This is a genomic window from Gracilinema caldarium (assembly GCF_029265695.1).
GTDB lineage: Bacteria > Spirochaetota > Spirochaetia > Treponematales > Breznakiellaceae > Gracilinema > Gracilinema caldarium_A.
Genome location: NZ_JAJUHW010000013.1, coordinates 39,172 through 53,340, shown reverse-complemented (window position 1 = coordinate 53,340; position 14,169 = coordinate 39,172). Strand labels below are relative to the sequence as shown.

General features: G+C 48.1%; 13 protein-coding genes. 6 read left to right on the top strand and 7 right to left on the bottom strand.

The genetic code is table 11. The annotated features are described in order from the left end of the window. The first annotated feature begins 3 nt into the window (after positions 1 to 3). Positions 4 to 1,758, top strand: a complete 1,755-nt coding sequence (locus Q7P68_RS06285) for a formate--tetrahydrofolate ligase (RefSeq protein WP_304224162.1) — start codon at positions 4 to 6, stop codon at positions 1,756 to 1,758. Here Q7P68_RS06285 and Q7P68_RS06280 read toward each other — a convergent pair. The 3 genes from Q7P68_RS06280 to Q7P68_RS06270 are packed head-to-tail and all read right to left on the bottom strand — an operon-like array spanning position 1,755 to position 4,481. Beyond that, the gene (locus Q7P68_RS06280; protein ID WP_304224160.1) at positions 1,755 to 2,429 is read right to left on the bottom strand and encodes a tetratricopeptide repeat protein; all 675 of its coding nucleotides are present in this window, start codon (positions 2,427 to 2,429) and stop codon (positions 1,755 to 1,757) included. The genes Q7P68_RS06285 and Q7P68_RS06280 overlap by 4 nt on opposite strands. A gap of 54 nt (positions 2,430 to 2,483) precedes the next feature. After that, a complete protein-coding gene (locus Q7P68_RS06275; RefSeq protein ID WP_304224157.1) occupies positions 2,484 to 2,762 on the bottom strand; it encodes a rhodanese-like domain-containing protein in 279 nt (92 codons plus the stop codon). 15 nt (positions 2,763 to 2,777) lie between these two features. Next, on the bottom strand, positions 2,778 to 4,481 hold the full coding sequence (locus Q7P68_RS06270; RefSeq protein ID WP_304224154.1) for an FAD-dependent oxidoreductase: 1,704 nt from the start codon (positions 4,479 to 4,481) through the stop codon (positions 2,778 to 2,780). Between the two features lie 167 nt (positions 4,482 to 4,648). Between Q7P68_RS06270 and Q7P68_RS06265 the strand changes: the two genes are divergently transcribed. Together Q7P68_RS06265 and Q7P68_RS06260 are read left to right on the top strand one after the other, a co-directional pair. Further along, positions 4,649 to 5,272 (top strand): ATP-dependent Clp protease proteolytic subunit, encoded by a 624-nt coding sequence (locus tag Q7P68_RS06265; RefSeq protein ID WP_304224151.1) that lies wholly within the window; start codon positions 4,649 to 4,651, stop codon positions 5,270 to 5,272. Positions 5,273 to 5,336: 64 nt separating this feature from the next. Continuing rightward, on the top strand, positions 5,337 to 6,284 hold the full coding sequence (locus Q7P68_RS06260; RefSeq protein ID WP_304224148.1) for a formylglycine-generating enzyme family protein: 948 nt from the start codon (positions 5,337 to 5,339) through the stop codon (positions 6,282 to 6,284). Between the two features lie 55 nt (positions 6,285 to 6,339). On the opposite strand, the gene Q7P68_RS06255 is transcribed toward Q7P68_RS06260, so the two are convergent. From Q7P68_RS06255 to Q7P68_RS06245, 3 genes are read right to left on the bottom strand one after another with little or no spacing between them, the layout of a single operon-like run. After that, the gene (locus tag Q7P68_RS06255; RefSeq protein WP_304224145.1) at positions 6,340 to 6,672 is read right to left on the bottom strand and encodes a hypothetical protein; all 333 of its coding nucleotides are present in this window, start codon (positions 6,670 to 6,672) and stop codon (positions 6,340 to 6,342) included. Positions 6,673 to 6,685: 13 nt separating this feature from the next. Then, positions 6,686 to 8,341: a putative manganese-dependent inorganic diphosphatase gene (locus Q7P68_RS06250; protein ID WP_304224142.1), complete on the bottom strand. Its 1,656-nt coding sequence runs from the start codon at positions 8,339 to 8,341 to the stop codon at positions 6,686 to 6,688. Positions 8,342 to 8,343: 2 nt separating this feature from the next. Further along, on the bottom strand, positions 8,344 to 10,263 hold the full coding sequence (locus Q7P68_RS06245) for a glycoside hydrolase family 36 protein (protein ID WP_304224139.1): 1,920 nt from the start codon (positions 10,261 to 10,263) through the stop codon (positions 8,344 to 8,346). A gap of 65 nt (positions 10,264 to 10,328) precedes the next feature. Between Q7P68_RS06245 and pth the strand changes: the two genes are divergently transcribed. From pth to Q7P68_RS06230, 3 genes are read left to right on the top strand one after another with little or no spacing between them, the layout of a single operon-like run. Then, positions 10,329 to 10,997, top strand: coding sequence for an aminoacyl-tRNA hydrolase (gene pth / locus Q7P68_RS06240; protein WP_304224135.1), 669 nt, complete (start codon positions 10,329 to 10,331; stop codon positions 10,995 to 10,997). 32 nt (positions 10,998 to 11,029) lie between these two features. Next, positions 11,030 to 11,845, top strand: a complete 816-nt coding sequence (gene mazG / locus Q7P68_RS06235) for a nucleoside triphosphate pyrophosphohydrolase (RefSeq protein ID WP_304224132.1) — start codon at positions 11,030 to 11,032, stop codon at positions 11,843 to 11,845. Beyond that, positions 11,835 to 12,752: a glycosyltransferase gene (locus Q7P68_RS06230; RefSeq protein WP_304224130.1), complete on the top strand. Its 918-nt coding sequence runs from the start codon at positions 11,835 to 11,837 to the stop codon at positions 12,750 to 12,752. The genes mazG and Q7P68_RS06230 overlap by 11 nt, the downstream gene beginning before the upstream one ends. Positions 12,753 to 12,802: 50 nt before the next feature. On the opposite strand, the gene Q7P68_RS06225 is transcribed toward Q7P68_RS06230, so the two are convergent. Then, complete coding sequence (locus tag Q7P68_RS06225) at positions 12,803 to 14,140, bottom strand: GntP family permease (RefSeq protein ID WP_304224127.1); 1,338 nt, start codon at positions 14,138 to 14,140, stop codon at positions 12,803 to 12,805. Positions 14,141 to 14,169: the final 29 nt, after the last annotated feature.

Below are 14,169 nucleotides of genomic sequence, written 5' to 3'. Positions count from 1 at the left end.
CAGATGGCAGTCGTTAAGCGCAATCCCGTACCAAAGGATATTGAAATCGCCCAGGAAGCCCAGGCTGAACCGATTCTGCAAATAGCCCGAGGGTTGGGGCTGCCTGAACAGGCTGTAGAGCTGTATGGCAATTATAAAGCAAAGGTAGATTGGAAACTGGTCCGGAATGAAATGCCGAAGCGGGCCCGGTATATCGATGTTACGGCGATAAGTCCTACACCTTTAGGGGAAGGAAAGACGACAACTACGGTCGGCCTTGTTCTGGGCCTGGGCTTCCTGGGCCGCCGGGCAGTGGCCACCCTCAGGCAGCCTTCCATGGGTCCTACCTTCGGCATTAAAGGCGGAGCGGCCGGCGGCGGCTACAGCCAGGTTATTCCCATGGAGGATATAAATCTGCATCTTACCGGTGATATTCATGCGGTTTCTGCGGCCCACAATCTCTGTGCCGCTGCTATAGATGCCCGGCTTTACCATGAGAGCCGCTGGTCCGATGCCTATTTTGAAAAACTCGGTTTGCAGAAGCTCAATATCGATCCTTACCGGGTAGGTATTGGCCGGGTCGTGGATATGAACGATCGGGTGCTCAGGCACATTATTACGGGCCTGGGCGACCGGGAAGACGGTCCAGTTCGCCAGAGCCGCTTTGATATTTCCGTGGCCAGCGAAGTCATGGCCATTCTTGCTCTGGCTCAAGATTTGGCGGACCTGCGCCGCCGGATCGGACGGATGGTGGTCGCCCAGGATACTAAGGGCAAACCTCTGACGGCAGAGGATTTTGGAGTTGCAGGCGCCATGACGGCCCTGCTCAGAGATGCTATAAAGCCGAATCTGCTCCAGACCCTGGAAGGCCAGCCCTCCTTCATTCATGCAGGGCCCTTTGCCAATATTGCCCACGGAAACTCCTCTGTTATTGCCGACCAGATCGCAGTTCGCTACGCAGACTATGTGGTAACCGAAAGTGGCTTCGGCGCCGATATGGGCATGGAAAAGTTTTTCGACATTAAATGCAGGACGAGCGGTCTTGTACCCGATGCGGTCGTTGTGGTTGCCACCGTGCGGGCCTTGAAATCCCATGGAGGCGGTCCCGCAGTAGTTCCCGGGAAACCGCTCCCCAATGAGTACAAAGAAGAGAATCTTGAGCTATTGGAAAAGGGTCTAGCCAATTTAGCAGCCCACCTTGGCATTGTAAAACGTTTTGGAATACCCTCTGTGGTTGCCATCAATGCGTTCCCCACCGATACCCAGGCCGAGTGGGATCTTATCAGGGAAACGGCGGTAAAGGCGGGGGCAAGCGAGGCAGTAGTGACCCACCATTGGGAAAAGGGCGGGGAGGGGGCCGCAGAACTTGCCGCGGCGGTAGAGAGAGCCTGCGAAGAGCCAAAACAGTTCCGCTATCTCTATGAACTGAACCAGAGCTTAAGCTCCAAAATAGAAACCATTGCCCGTGATGTGTACGGAGCTGATGGGGTTGATTACAGCGACGAAAGCCGGGAAACATTGGAAAAACTCGAAGCCGACGGTTATGGGGCCCTGCCCATCTGTATGGCGAAAACCCAGTATTCTCTGTCCCATGATCCGGCTTTGAGGGGGGCCCCCAAGGGCTGGCGGCTTCCCATCCGGGAAGTCCGGCTTGCGGCGGGGGCTGGTTTTGTTTACCCCCTCTGCGGCGATATGACCACCATGCCGGGCCTACCCAGCAAGCCCGCCTTTATGAGCATCGATATAGACGAGAACGGAAAAATTACCGGCCTTTCCTAATGCTGGTCTAATAAAGTATTGATCAATGCGAGGTTTTGCTGGATTGCAGGGGTGCTGCTCAATTTAGCTGCTTCGGTAAAGCAGCGCTGGGCTTCTTTGTAATCCTTGTAGATATTAAGGGCTATAGAACCCCGGTTGTTCCAGGCAGGAAAATTGGTTGGGTCAGCAAGTGTTGCGGTGCCGAATTCTTCGTAAGCCCTGTCCCACTCTTTTTTCGCCTGGGCTTCCAGGCCCCGCTGCAGGGCCGCATCTCCTACCATCGTTTTTGCAAAGGCCTCATTATCCAAGCAGAGGGCAAGACGGAGTTCAAGAAAATGTAAATCTATATTATAATTCGATCCGGCAGGCTTTGATTCGGCTTTTAAGAGGTTTATTGCGGATCTATAATGAGCTGCCGCCTCCGATGCTTTTCCCCAAGAAAAATAGAGGTCTCCCAAAGCCCGATGGCGGCTTACCGAATCTCCGTAATCCTGGAGTTCCTTAAGGAAACAGCTTTCGGCTGCGGGAAAGTCCCGGAGCCCTAAATACACAAGCCCCAGGTTGTGGCGGATGCCAATACGCTGGGGCCATTTTTTTAACATTTTGATGAACAGGTCTCGGGCCTTGGGAAAATTCTGTTCCACAAAGGCATTTAAGGCCCGTCGTTCGTAAAAGGTATACAGAAGGCTCATAAGATCTTCAGTATACCATGTAAGGCCTTTTTTCGCCTATGAAAAAATAGTGTATTAGTATCCGGGCATATCCCAGAGTCCGCCGGCGTTAATCACATCGGTCCAGCCTGCTGCCTTGAGTACCCGGGCTGCCAGAGCGCTGCGGGCCCCCGAGGCGCAGTAAAGAACGATGGGGCGATCCTTTGGTTCCAGGTCCTTCATGCGGGACTGCAGAGCCCCGACAGGGATATTGATAGCCCCAGGGTAAGCTTCATCCATAAATTCGTCTTCGGTGCGGACATCGACCACGAGGGCCCCTGCTTTGATTTTTTCTTCGACAATGTTTCCTGCCATTCTGTTCTTCCTTTGTTATGCTTCGATTGCTAGACCGTCACGCAGTCTTAAGGTGGCCCAGCCACCCGATATATATGCGGTATCCTGGTAGCCCTGTTGGGTCAGGATACGGTTCGCCAAATGGCCTTCGAAACCACCTTCGGAGATGATATGGATCGGTTTATCATGAGGGATTTCTTCAAGCCGGTCCCGAATTTCGTCCAGCGGAATATGGATTGCATCTGCGAGGTGTCCCTTTGCATATTCCCCGTAGGTACGTACATCAAGGATGAGGACCGAGCCGTCCAGGGGGAGTTCATCGGCAGAAATCTGATTGCTATAACCAGAGAGCGCATTCATTGCGGTAAATGCTGCCATATTAAGGGGGTCATTGGCAGATGAATAGGGCGGTGCATAGGCAAAATCAATTTCTGTCAGATTTTCCACCGTGAGCTGGGCATAAATAGTCACCGCCGTCGCATCAATTCGCTTCTCTACGCCCTCTTTCCCATAGGCTTGTGCTCCCAGCAGTTTTCCTGTTTTTGCCTCGTATACAAGGGTTAAGAGCAGATCCTGATCGCCGGGGTAATAGGTCGCATGATGGGCTTTTAGGATAGTAGTTTCCTTTGCATCGAAGCCCGCTTTCCGGGCTGCAGCAAGGGAAAATCCGGTGCTTGCGGCGGTTTCGTCAAAAATTTTAACTACCGAGGTCCCGATGGCGCCCTTATATTTGAGCGGTATTGGTCCTACTTCTCCCCGTGCTTCGGAAAGACTTGCCACTACGTTCGTTGCCGCAATGCGTCCCTGACGGTTTGCAGGTCCTGCGAGGGGTATCCGTACTTTAGCTCCCGAAATGCGAGATACCACTTCCACCATGTCTCCAGCGGCCCAAATGTATGGATCCTGGGTTTTGAGGTATTCATCCACAACGAGGGCTCCAGTGTTGCCAATTTCAAGGCCTGCTTTTTTGGCAAGTTCAGTATTGGGCCGTACACCTACCGATAGCAGCACCATATCTGCCGGGATTTCGCTCCCATCATTCAATGTTACCTTGTCTTTCTGTATGCTCTGTACTCCCTTCTTGACGAGTACAGTCGCTCCTGCAGCTTCGAAACGTTCTTGAATCCTCTTGCCGTATAGAAGATCCATAGGGGGCATTAGATGGTCGGTCAGTTCTACGATAGTTACCGATAAGCCCCGTTCCACAAAGGCTTCTGCGGTTTCTAGTCCGATGAAGCCGCCGCCCACAACAACAACATGCTTTGGCTGGTGTTCTTTTATGTATTTGTTGATGGCATCCATGTCTGGGATGGTCCACAGTTTAAAGACATGGCTTTGGTCCACGCCGGGGAGCGGGGGAATGATTGGAGTTCCACCCTGGGCGAGAATGAGGGCATCATAATCAATAGTGCTGAGTGCTTGTTCAGGATTGGGTGCCTTGTTGTCCCGTACCGTAACCTTTCGATTAGTTCTATCTATATCAACTGCTTCGGTGTTTAATAAAACTTGAACCCGGTACCGGCTGAAAAAACCCTCGGGGGTCTGCAGGAGCAGTTTGCTGCGTTTTTCTATGGTTCCTGCAATATGATAGGGAAGCCCGCAGTTTGCAAAAGAAACATAGGGTCCCCGTTCAAGCAGTATAATTTCCGCATTCTCATCGAGCCGGCGAATTCGAGCCGCAGCGGTAGCACCTGCAGCAACGCCGCCGACAATGATTATTTTTTTGGCCTTTTCTGGCATTGGTTCCTCCCAGTGAAATATCTGGTCTTTAATATATCAAAAATAATATATATGGTCAATATAAATATAGATAATTTTTTATGAATAGGGATTCCAAAAAATCATTTGATTGACCCTTTTGTCATATCCACGTATATTGTAGGTACGAAAAATTACAGGAGTAATCTATGAAATCTATACATAGTGAATACATTCGCAGAAACGAAGGTGAAGAAGAACAGGAAGAGCGGGATAATATGCCTCCTGCCGGGCCAGATCCGCTGGTTGGAAAAATGCTTAAAACACGGACTATTCTGCTTTCCGGTGAAATAAACAAGGAACTGGCCGAGCGAACTATCCGGCAGCTTCTATTATTGGAAGACATGGGAGATGAGCCCATCAAAATATTTATCGATTCCCCCGGCGGTGATGCCGATGCTGGCTATGCCATTTTTGATATGATTCGCTTTGTAAAGCCCGATGTCTGGACTATTGGTATGGGCCTTGTAGCGAGTGCCGCAGCAATCATTTTACTAGCCGCTCCTAAAGAACGGCGGATCGGGCTGCCTAACAGCCATTACCTTATTCATCAACCTTTATCGGGTATTCGCGGTGTAGCTACGGATATCGAAATTCATGCCCGGGAACTGGAAAAGCTCAGAGAAAAAATTAACCGGCTTATCGCCCAGGAAACCGGACAGGCCTTTACTCAGGTAGAAAAGGACACGGACCGGGACTTCTGGATGAATGCGGAAGAAGCAATCAAATACGGTCTTATCAGCCGGGTCGTGGAACGGCGTTCAGAATTATAATGGTGATCTGTAACCATTGGTTTTGCAGATGGTTATACCCAAAACAAAACACAGAAGGATGAGCATGAATATTTTTACCCTAGAACGATATAAAATGAGTAATGTAAAAATAATATTATTTTGGGGAATTCTTCTTATTTTTGTTCTTTTTACACCCCTTTCTCTTTCATCTCAAAATATTTCTATGGTTTTTGTTAAAGGGGGGACCTTTTGGCAGGGCAGTAACGAGGCCCCTTATTCTGCCAACGAGCGGGCCCACCAGACAACGATCAGTTCCTTTTACATATCTAAAACAGAAATAACGCAGACCCAATGGCAGGATGTAATGGGAACAAATCCCTCCAAATTTCTAGGAAAGGATAGGCCTGTAGAATATGTTTCTTGGTTTGATGCGGTTAAATTCTGCAATGCCCTGAGCCTAAAGGAAGGTTTAATACCGGCCTATAAAATAAGTGATTCAAAAGTAGAATGGGATAAAACAGCCAACGGCTACCGTCTTCCTACCGAGGCTGAATGGGAGTATGCCGCCCGGGGCGGACATTCCGGGGCTATTACCGATGGTCCTCTTGCAAAAGCCCCCTATTCAGGGGCGGATACAAGCGCAACTTCTGTTGGTTGGTTTGATGCGAACAGTAACAAAGCCACAAAACCGGTAGCCCAAAAAGGACCAAATGCACTGGAATTGTATGATATGAGTGGAAATGTCTGGGAGTGGTGTTGGGACTGGTATGGTCCTTATCCGAAAGATCCTGTGGTTAATCCCGATGGTGCTGAAAATAAAACAGGGCAAAAGGTCCTTCGGGGTGGTTCATGGTTTACCCCAGAAAAACTACTCAGAACAACCTACCGGTACTGGAATGTGCCGACCTTTAAAGTAAACTCAGTGGGATTCCGAATTGCCCGCAACGCGGAGGATCAAAAAATAGAAGAAAAGAAAATGGATGACGAACTTTCTCTTCCCGGAGGATTGAACCTGTTCGAAGCCCTCTCTCCACCGGGAAAAAGCCATTGAACCAATTGTGGATTTCATGGAGCGGTAGAGACCGCTCCATGGCTGTTTTCCCTGTTCAGTTAATCCTTTTCCGAACCTCTTCTACAAGTCCTTCCGGCGAGAAGCCTCCAAAGAAAAGCAGCTTCCCGTTTAATACAATAGCAGGAGTAAGCTCCGCCATTGAAAGAACCCGGTTTACGTCTTCGTGACGAGCCAAATTTTCTTTTGTTGCTTCGTAAAAGGTAACTTGAGCTGAAATCCCAGCATCATGCAACAATGCTTTAAATTCTTTTACTAAAGCTTCTGTCGTTTTTTTAGCCCCCGGACTGCATTCCCCATCACCGCAATGGCCTTCGCAGCCCGCGCAAATTTCTTGAGTGGCGTAACCATAAATTTCAATACTGTTCATAGTTGTACTGATTCTATCCAATCTGGGTTTTTTCAACAAGCTCTGCAAGAAGCGGCATAAGTTGTTTCTTTCGGGAAACGATATCCTTAAGCACATAGACTCCGTCTTCTAGTTTGGGGAATGTGAGCTGAGCTATAAAGGTCTTCTCTCCTTCTACAAAGAGGATAGAGGTTAATTCGGTCACATCGGTAACCATGAGAGCGCTAAAGAGCCTTTTTTCCGCTGTTTTTACGGCCCGTAGTTCTGCAATAATCTCATCTTTTCGCGCTACAAGCTCTTCCGGCGTATCTGTTTCTACCTGGCTGACAGTAAAGCGGGCTCCCTGTTCCTGGTATTCCTTCATATCCATACGGACAAGTTCGTCCGCGGGCCGATTGTTAATCTGGCTTGCGGCACTCATCAGTTCTTTACCCAGTACCGGAATTTCAAGGCCTGTAATAGATGCAAGGTAATCCGCTGCTTCGCGATCTATATCGGTTGTGGTGGCCGATTGCAGAACCAGGGTGTCCGCTAAAATACCGCATAGAAGGATGGATGCGGTGGGTCTATCCAGGGGTATCCGCTGCTCCCGATACAGGTTGGTGATAATGGTGCTTGTGGCGCCAACCACCTTGTTGATAAAGGTGATAGGATAGCGGGTGGAAAGGTTCCCAAGCCGGTGGTGATCGATAACTTCCAGGATTTTATAATTCTCTATGCCCTCAATAGCCTGGGTCGGTTCATTATGGTCTACCATAATAACCTCCAGGTTAGGTTCCTTAATAAGATCCCCTTCGGAAAGCACACCCGCAATTCGATTCTCATCATCTACCACGGGCAGGCATCGGGATGCAGACTGGGAAAGGCTTTGGCGAATCTTCCGCACCGGATCCCTCAGGTTTACAGCCTGGATCGTCTCGTCTCCCATAAAGCCAACGGGAGTCGAATAAATAATCAGCAGCGATGTGGAGCTCGTATCAAAGGGGCTAATAATGATGGAAACCTTATTTCGTTCAGCCAGCTCGATGATATCCTTTTCTAAGGTAATCCCATTGGTAATAACAAGGGCCCGTACTTTTTTTTCTATACAAAACCGTTGTATTTCGGTCCGATCCCCTACGATGACCAGGGTATTTTCCGGCATTTCGGCCGACAGATGGGTCCTAAACGTTTCTTCTGTGGAACCTGCCACCACAATCAGGGATTTCCGCACCTCTGTCTCATCGAAAACCGTTATTGGCTGAGCTCTGAGGGTAGAAATAAGCAGGTTTATAGAGGTAGGAATAGCAGACTTTTTATGGGGATTTATTTTCTGCAAGATATACTTGGCAAAGGCGTTGTAATGGAGCAGGCTTTTGTAAGTTCCATCCTGATTCACAATCGGAAGGACCTTGAGGGACTCCCGCTCCATCCGTTCCAATGCTTCCCACAAAGAAATGTCTGTAGGTACGCTCACGGGTTTATCGTTAAGGTAATAGGCTACTTTGGGAACCAGGTCCGGTATGAATTCCGGAATAGGCATTCCAAAGCGGTTAAAAATATACTCAGTTTGGGGATTAATTTTCCCCGCCCTTCCTGCCTTATAGTGAGTAAGCCCCTGCAGGTTTTTGAGCCGCGCATAGGCTGCGGCAGAAACGACCGAATCTGTATCGGGATTGCGGTGCCCGATGACGTAAACCTGTTTTTCCATGCCTAATTTTTCCTGAAAATGGTGATGCTGTGCCGGGCAAACGAAGCCTTTTGTTTTCCGATTCTTTGTATATGGTTGATGAGGGGCCGCCCGGTTTCGAGAGCGTCAAACAGCTGCGGGGCCTGGGCTCGGTTCACCTGCATCCCGCGATTCGTTAGATTAATAATTCCCTGCACTTTTCCATCTCGGCTAAAGACATGGAACAGGTCCCGTTTAAGGCGGAGTACCCCATAATCGCCATATGCGAGTTCATCGTAAAGCTGGGAAATTCGTTTTGTCAGTGCCCTGTCTTCTTCGGAAAGATGGGCAGGATCATCGGAGAACATAACCTGGCTTGCAAGCATAAAATTGGTTAGGGCCACCACTTCCTTTTCCTCTTCGGTAAGCTTACAGTTTTGTGAGCGCAGGAAGACTACGTCAGGATCGTTTACATATATCGTATTATCCATGTAGGAGCGTCCGATGGTGTCATGGAGGCTGACATAGGCTGCAGGCCGGCCCACATGACCAACGAGCTTAACCTTGAACCAGTCCCATTGTTCTTTAGTATCCGCTCCAATCCGGGAAAGGGGGAAATGTTTGTAGGAAGGGCCAAAGGGAACCCCGCAGCCTAAATAAGCCACAGGCAGCTCTGTTTTGGTTGTCTGCCGGGAGGTCAGAATTGCGCAGGCCCTTTCATAATGCTCATAGGCAGCTCCTCCTCCTGCAAAGTCTCCGTGAAGGAGGCCCGCATAAAGAAAATCTAATTTAAGATACCTGTAGCCCCATTCGTTAATGGCCCGATCCATTATACGGTCTAAATATTCCTGAACAGCAGGAAGCGATAGATCAAGGCAATAGAACTGTTTATCCCACAGGTCGTTGTATCCGGCTACGACAAGGGCTCCCTCTCTATCCTTTAGCACCCAATCGGGATGTTCTGTAAAGACAGGAGACTTCCGTGTAACCAAGAAGGGTGCAATCCATAGGCCGGGAATATAACCCTTAGCCTCTATCGCTTCGGAGACGGTTTTAAGCCCCTTCGGAAACTTGTTGGTGTCTATTTCCCAGTATCCGACTGCTTTTTCCCATCCATCATCGATCTGAAACACCGTAGGCCGCTTGCGGTCCACATACTGCAGCTTGATAAGGTTGTCTGTGGTCCCCAGGCTCTCCAGGTCCTCCAGGATGAGCTTTTCATTAATGTCTGTGTAGTGATTGTACCAGGATTCAAAACCGCCGGGCATATCGCGCTTGGTGATCCATGGACTAGCCTGCGGGATTCTCTCCCTTCCGCTGCCCTGTCTCAGGAAACTGAGGTCCGAAAACCGTTGTTCACTTTGGTACAGCCTGCGAAGTGTGTCTTTTAGATCAAAAAAACCTTCTGCACTAAACACATATAACTCAGCAATGGTCTCTCCCGAGGCCCATGCTTTATTCTGGGCAAAGGCTTCTATGGAGATGCGGCCTGATTTTCTGTCGATCCGATAGGTAACAGGCGGTAGTGCTCCCCCTTCTCTGGATGCAATACAGAGGTAGGTGCTGCCAGAACGGATGTACATAATAAAATGTCCCAATATTTCACCTTTTCCGGGGTTGTCACCGTCGCGATTGGTAAATTTCAGAAGCTCTGGCACCACATGTACTTTCCGTGGCAGGGATTCGTTCCCAACCAGTTCCCAGCCTGCAGACCAGGACTGCCAGCCCCCTGGATGAATGGCCAGTTTTGATTTTTTAGCAAGAGCCTTAACGAATACAGCATTAGCCTGTGCCAACTGGGCTGCCTCTTCAAAGGTTACCGAATCGATGAACAGTGCTGCCTGTTCATCGCTGTTTTGGACTTCTCTGATTTCTTCGGGAACACTGACAGTGTATTGGATTAAAACTCCATTTTGTAATGCATCGAAAGATCTGATGCTGCGTTGAATGCCATTAATTTCCATAGGTGCTGTCCTTTACTAAGTTTATGCTCCAGTTTACTATGACTGCGGGAGAACTGTAAATAAGAATGATTGAACTCATCGTATTGTTAGGAAACCATGGTAAGCAATATCAGAACAATCGGCACAATACAGCCTGGCTGCTCTGGGAAAAAACACGGCTTAGTTCACTTGTGTCGATGCAAAAAAAATTCAAAGGCCGTTATGGAAGCATCGATTATCAAAAATTAAAAGGTAATAGGGGGCTCCAGGAATGGCAGGATAAAGCAGAGCAGTTACTAAAACGAGGGCCTAAGGTTCATCAATTTCCGGATCAGTATCCGGATAAAATTCACTGTTTATTGCCCGAAACATATATGAATCTCTCGGGCGATGCTGCAGGAGAAGCGGCTTCGTTTTATAAAATACCTGCAGAACGTATTTTGGTTGTCCACGATGAACTTGAATTGCCCTTAGGAACGGTATCGTTTAAATTTTCTGGCGGTTTAGGGGGGCACAATGGACTCAGGTCTATGAAAGCCAACCTTGGTACCGCAGATTTCTGGCGTTTTAGGATCGGTATCGGCCGGCCGGATCACGGCGATATTGCTTCCTATGTGCTTTCAGATTTTACAAAAGAAGAATCAAGCATTCTTGAGGGTGTTCTTTCAATATCTGCCTTCGCTCTGGAGTTTGCCCTGGTGTTTGGCCCCGAGGTGATGCTCCCTGCTTGGAATAAACGATCTCTCATTACTTGACCCTTTTGGTTCTTTTATAGCTAATAGTTGTTATGGAAACAAAAAAAAATACCACAGAATCATTTGATGAGCTCTATTCGGTGGTAAAACGGCTTCGGGCAGACGATGGCTGCCCCTGGGATCGGGAGCAGAGTCCGGAAAGTCTTCGGGGCGCGCTGATTGAGGAAACCTATGAATGTGTTGAGGCCATAGATTCAAAAGACTGGCTCCATATTCGAGAAGAACTGGGAGATATTTTCCTCCTCGCAACCATGATTTCCTATATGCATGAACAGCAGGGCCTTTTTGCTGTCTCTGATGTTTTACAGGAGATTACTGCTAAGCTGATCCGCCGGCATCCTCATGTTTTCGGCGAAAGCAGTGCTTCTACCAGTGCAGAGGTCCTGGAACAGTGGGCAAAAATTAAGGTGGAACAAGAGGGCAGAAAACCAAAAGATTCACTTATGGATCAGGTTTCGCGGGCTCTGCCGCCCCTTGAACGGGCCTATAAAATTCAGAAAAAAGCTGCAAAAGCCGGTTTTGACTGGCCTGATTCGGCAGGAGTTTGGGATAAAATTGAGGAAGAACTCGCAGAGGCTCGGGATGCATGCCAAACCCACCAATGCGAAGCTTCGTCTGAAAATAAAGAACACTTGGAAGAAGAGCTGGGGGATCTTCTTTTTTCTGTGGTAAATATATGCCGCTACCTCCAGGTTGACCCTGCGGTAGCCCTCCAGCGGACCAATAACAAATTTGTCAGGCGCTTTAAGCATGTAGAACAATCCATGAAAGCCCAGGGGCTACCGATGGACAAGGAACATATATCACTCATGGAACAATACTGGCAGGAGGCAAAAAATGAAGACTAACCTTGTGGTGACTGCTTCTGACAGAAAATATGGAGATTTTCTCATAGAACATTGGTATGCTTCTCTGAGGGATACCTCAAATCTTAATCTTTTTGATGTAGCAGTCTTAGACTATGGTCTTAGTGTGGCTCAACGATTTTACCTACAGTCCAATGGCGTTTTGGTACGATCCTGTAAGCGTGACGGTCATGTTACTTCAATTCGATACAGAGACTTACAATACTTGTTGCAGGAGCATCCTGTATATGAGCAAGTTATGCTCTGTGATTCTGGGGATATTATTTTTCAGGGAGATATAAGTCCGCTTTTTGAGGTTGAAAAGGACCAATTCCGCGCTGTATGTGAGGATTATAAACCCCTGGTGTCCATTTTTATATCTAGCGATTTTTTTGATCCCGATGATAAAGAACGACTTTTATCTTGTTTCATAAAAAACCCTATGATAAATGGTGGAATGGTGCTTGCTCCTCGAGAAAAAATGTTAGCTCTTAGTGAGGAAATGCTCAAAACTATAAAAGATATGAGCCGTTTCGGACCAGACCAGGTTGTATTGAATGGGTTTCTATATGATAAAGGATACTATAGGCTCGATTCAATATACAATTATGTGATTGCCACTGCGAAAGAAGGAATAGAAATTAAACATGGAGTGTTTTATACAGGAGCGGGGCGGCGTATTGTAGTTGTTCATAATGCGGGTAATGTAGGAGCATTACGTCCCATAGAACACTTCGGATATGGTCCAAAACATAATATACTTAAAGATGATGTATACAGGACCTTAAAAGCCTTTTATGAATCTACAGAAGGACTGTTTAAAACCCAGGAACTCTTTTTGGATTCTCAACGACGATTTAAAGCTGCAGTGCATAAATTTTTAAAAGATATTGGGATAAAAACCCGATAAAAAAGGGGATGTCCTAAATCTATTGGACATCCCCTTTAAATCTAGCTCAATTAGCGTATGAAGAGAGACATGATTGCCACAACGATCATAGCCACAATGCCTTCCACCGCCGTCGCCGATGTATAGGCTTTATAGGCTGTGTTAACCGGCATATTGGAGAACTGGGACACTACCCAGAAGTAGGAGTCGTTTGCATGGGAGACCACCATGGCTCCGGCTCCGATAGCGATGACAGTCAATGCCGGGTTCAGCCCTAGGGTCTGAAGCAGGGGGGCGAGAATAGTTGCGGTTGTGATAATAGCGACTGTAGAAGACCCTTGGGCAGTCTTGAGGGCCGCAGCAATAATAAAGGGAAGGAAAATCCCAAGATTCAGACCGGTCATGTTGGTTTTTATAAAATCAACAATCGGCGAGCCCTGCAGCACCTTCCCAAAGGATCCGCCTGCGCCCGTAATGGCAAGGATTATCGCCGCATCTTTAATACCCGCAGCCATCCACTTGTCTACGGCAGTTCCCATTTCGTCCTTTTTAACGAGCAACAGGGAAATGAGAACACCGATGGTAAGGGCTGTAACCGGATCCCCGATAAAGCTGATAGCCGGAGTGAGCCATCCTTCCTTTCCGAAGGGTTTAGTCGGGAAATCTGCTACAGATTTAAGGAGTATGAGAATGATGGGCACGACCAAGGGCATAAAGGACATGAAAGCTGAGGGCAGTTTTCCGTATTTATTGATAAGATCCGAATAAGACTCTTCTACATCGGAGGGGATGTCGTATTTTTTACCGATCGTGATGGCCCAGAAATAGCCCGCCAGCATAGCCGGAATAGCCGCAATAAGACCGTACAGGATAACGAGACCGAGGTCAGCCCCAACAGTGCCTGCTGCAGCTATTGGTCCCGGTGTAGGAGGAACCATAGTGTGGGTTGCATAGAGGCCAGTAGATAGGGCGATGGCCATGACAGCCATAGAAGTGCCTGTTTCCTTTGCGAGGGCTTTGTTGAGGGGGGTAAGAATAACATACCCCGAATCGCAGAAGACAGGAATAGAAACGACATAGCCCGCCACACTCATCGCCAGCGGAGACCGTTCTTTCCCGACCAGTTTCAGGATAGCCTGGGTCATAGAAAGGGCCGCACCGGTTTTTTCCAGGATAATACCGATGATGGTACCAGCTACAATGACGATACCAATACTGGACAAGGTCCCGCCAAAGCCGTCTTTAATAGCCTTGACTACATTGAGAGCTGGCATGCCAATAGCAAGCCCAAAAAGGAAAGCCACCATGATGAGTACTACAAAGGCGTTTACTTTAAGCTTCCCGGTAAAGAAGACAATGAGCACCACTGTAACCAGTAAAAGCAGCAGCGCAATACCACCTGATACCATATATACCTCCATTTAGTCCCTCGCGGACC

What these genes read in the sequence shown, in the direction of transcription:
- Q7P68_RS06285 (WP_304224162.1), top strand. Translation starts at nt 4, where the DNA reads ATGGCAGTCGTTAAGCGCAATCCCGTACCAAAGGATATTGAAATCGCC.
- Q7P68_RS06280 (WP_304224160.1), bottom strand. Translation starts at nt 2,429, where the DNA reads ATGAGCCTTCTGTATACCTTTTACGAACGACGGGCCTTAAATGCCTTT.
- Q7P68_RS06275 (WP_304224157.1), bottom strand. Translation starts at nt 2,762, where the DNA reads ATGGCAGGAAACATTGTCGAAGAAAAAATCAAAGCAGGGGCCCTCGTG.
- Q7P68_RS06270 (WP_304224154.1), bottom strand. Translation starts at nt 4,481, where the DNA reads ATGCCAGAAAAGGCCAAAAAAATAATCATTGTCGGCGGCGTTGCTGCA.
- Q7P68_RS06265 (WP_304224151.1), top strand. Translation starts at nt 4,649, where the DNA reads ATGAAATCTATACATAGTGAATACATTCGCAGAAACGAAGGTGAAGAA.
- Q7P68_RS06260 (WP_304224148.1), top strand. Translation starts at nt 5,337, where the DNA reads ATGAATATTTTTACCCTAGAACGATATAAAATGAGTAATGTAAAAATA.
- Q7P68_RS06255 (WP_304224145.1), bottom strand. Translation starts at nt 6,672, where the DNA reads ATGAACAGTATTGAAATTTATGGTTACGCCACTCAAGAAATTTGCGCG.
- Q7P68_RS06250 (WP_304224142.1), bottom strand. Translation starts at nt 8,341, where the DNA reads ATGGAAAAACAGGTTTACGTCATCGGGCACCGCAATCCCGATACAGAT.
- Q7P68_RS06245 (WP_304224139.1), bottom strand. Translation starts at nt 10,263, where the DNA reads ATGGAAATTAATGGCATTCAACGCAGCATCAGATCTTTCGATGCATTA.
- pth (WP_304224135.1), top strand. Translation starts at nt 10,329, where the DNA reads ATGATTGAACTCATCGTATTGTTAGGAAACCATGGTAAGCAATATCAG.
- mazG (WP_304224132.1), top strand. Translation starts at nt 11,030, where the DNA reads ATGGAAACAAAAAAAAATACCACAGAATCATTTGATGAGCTCTATTCG.
- Q7P68_RS06230 (WP_304224130.1), top strand. Translation starts at nt 11,835, where the DNA reads ATGAAGACTAACCTTGTGGTGACTGCTTCTGACAGAAAATATGGAGAT.
- Q7P68_RS06225 (WP_304224127.1), bottom strand. Translation starts at nt 14,140, where the DNA reads ATGGTATCAGGTGGTATTGCGCTGCTGCTTTTACTGGTTACAGTGGTG.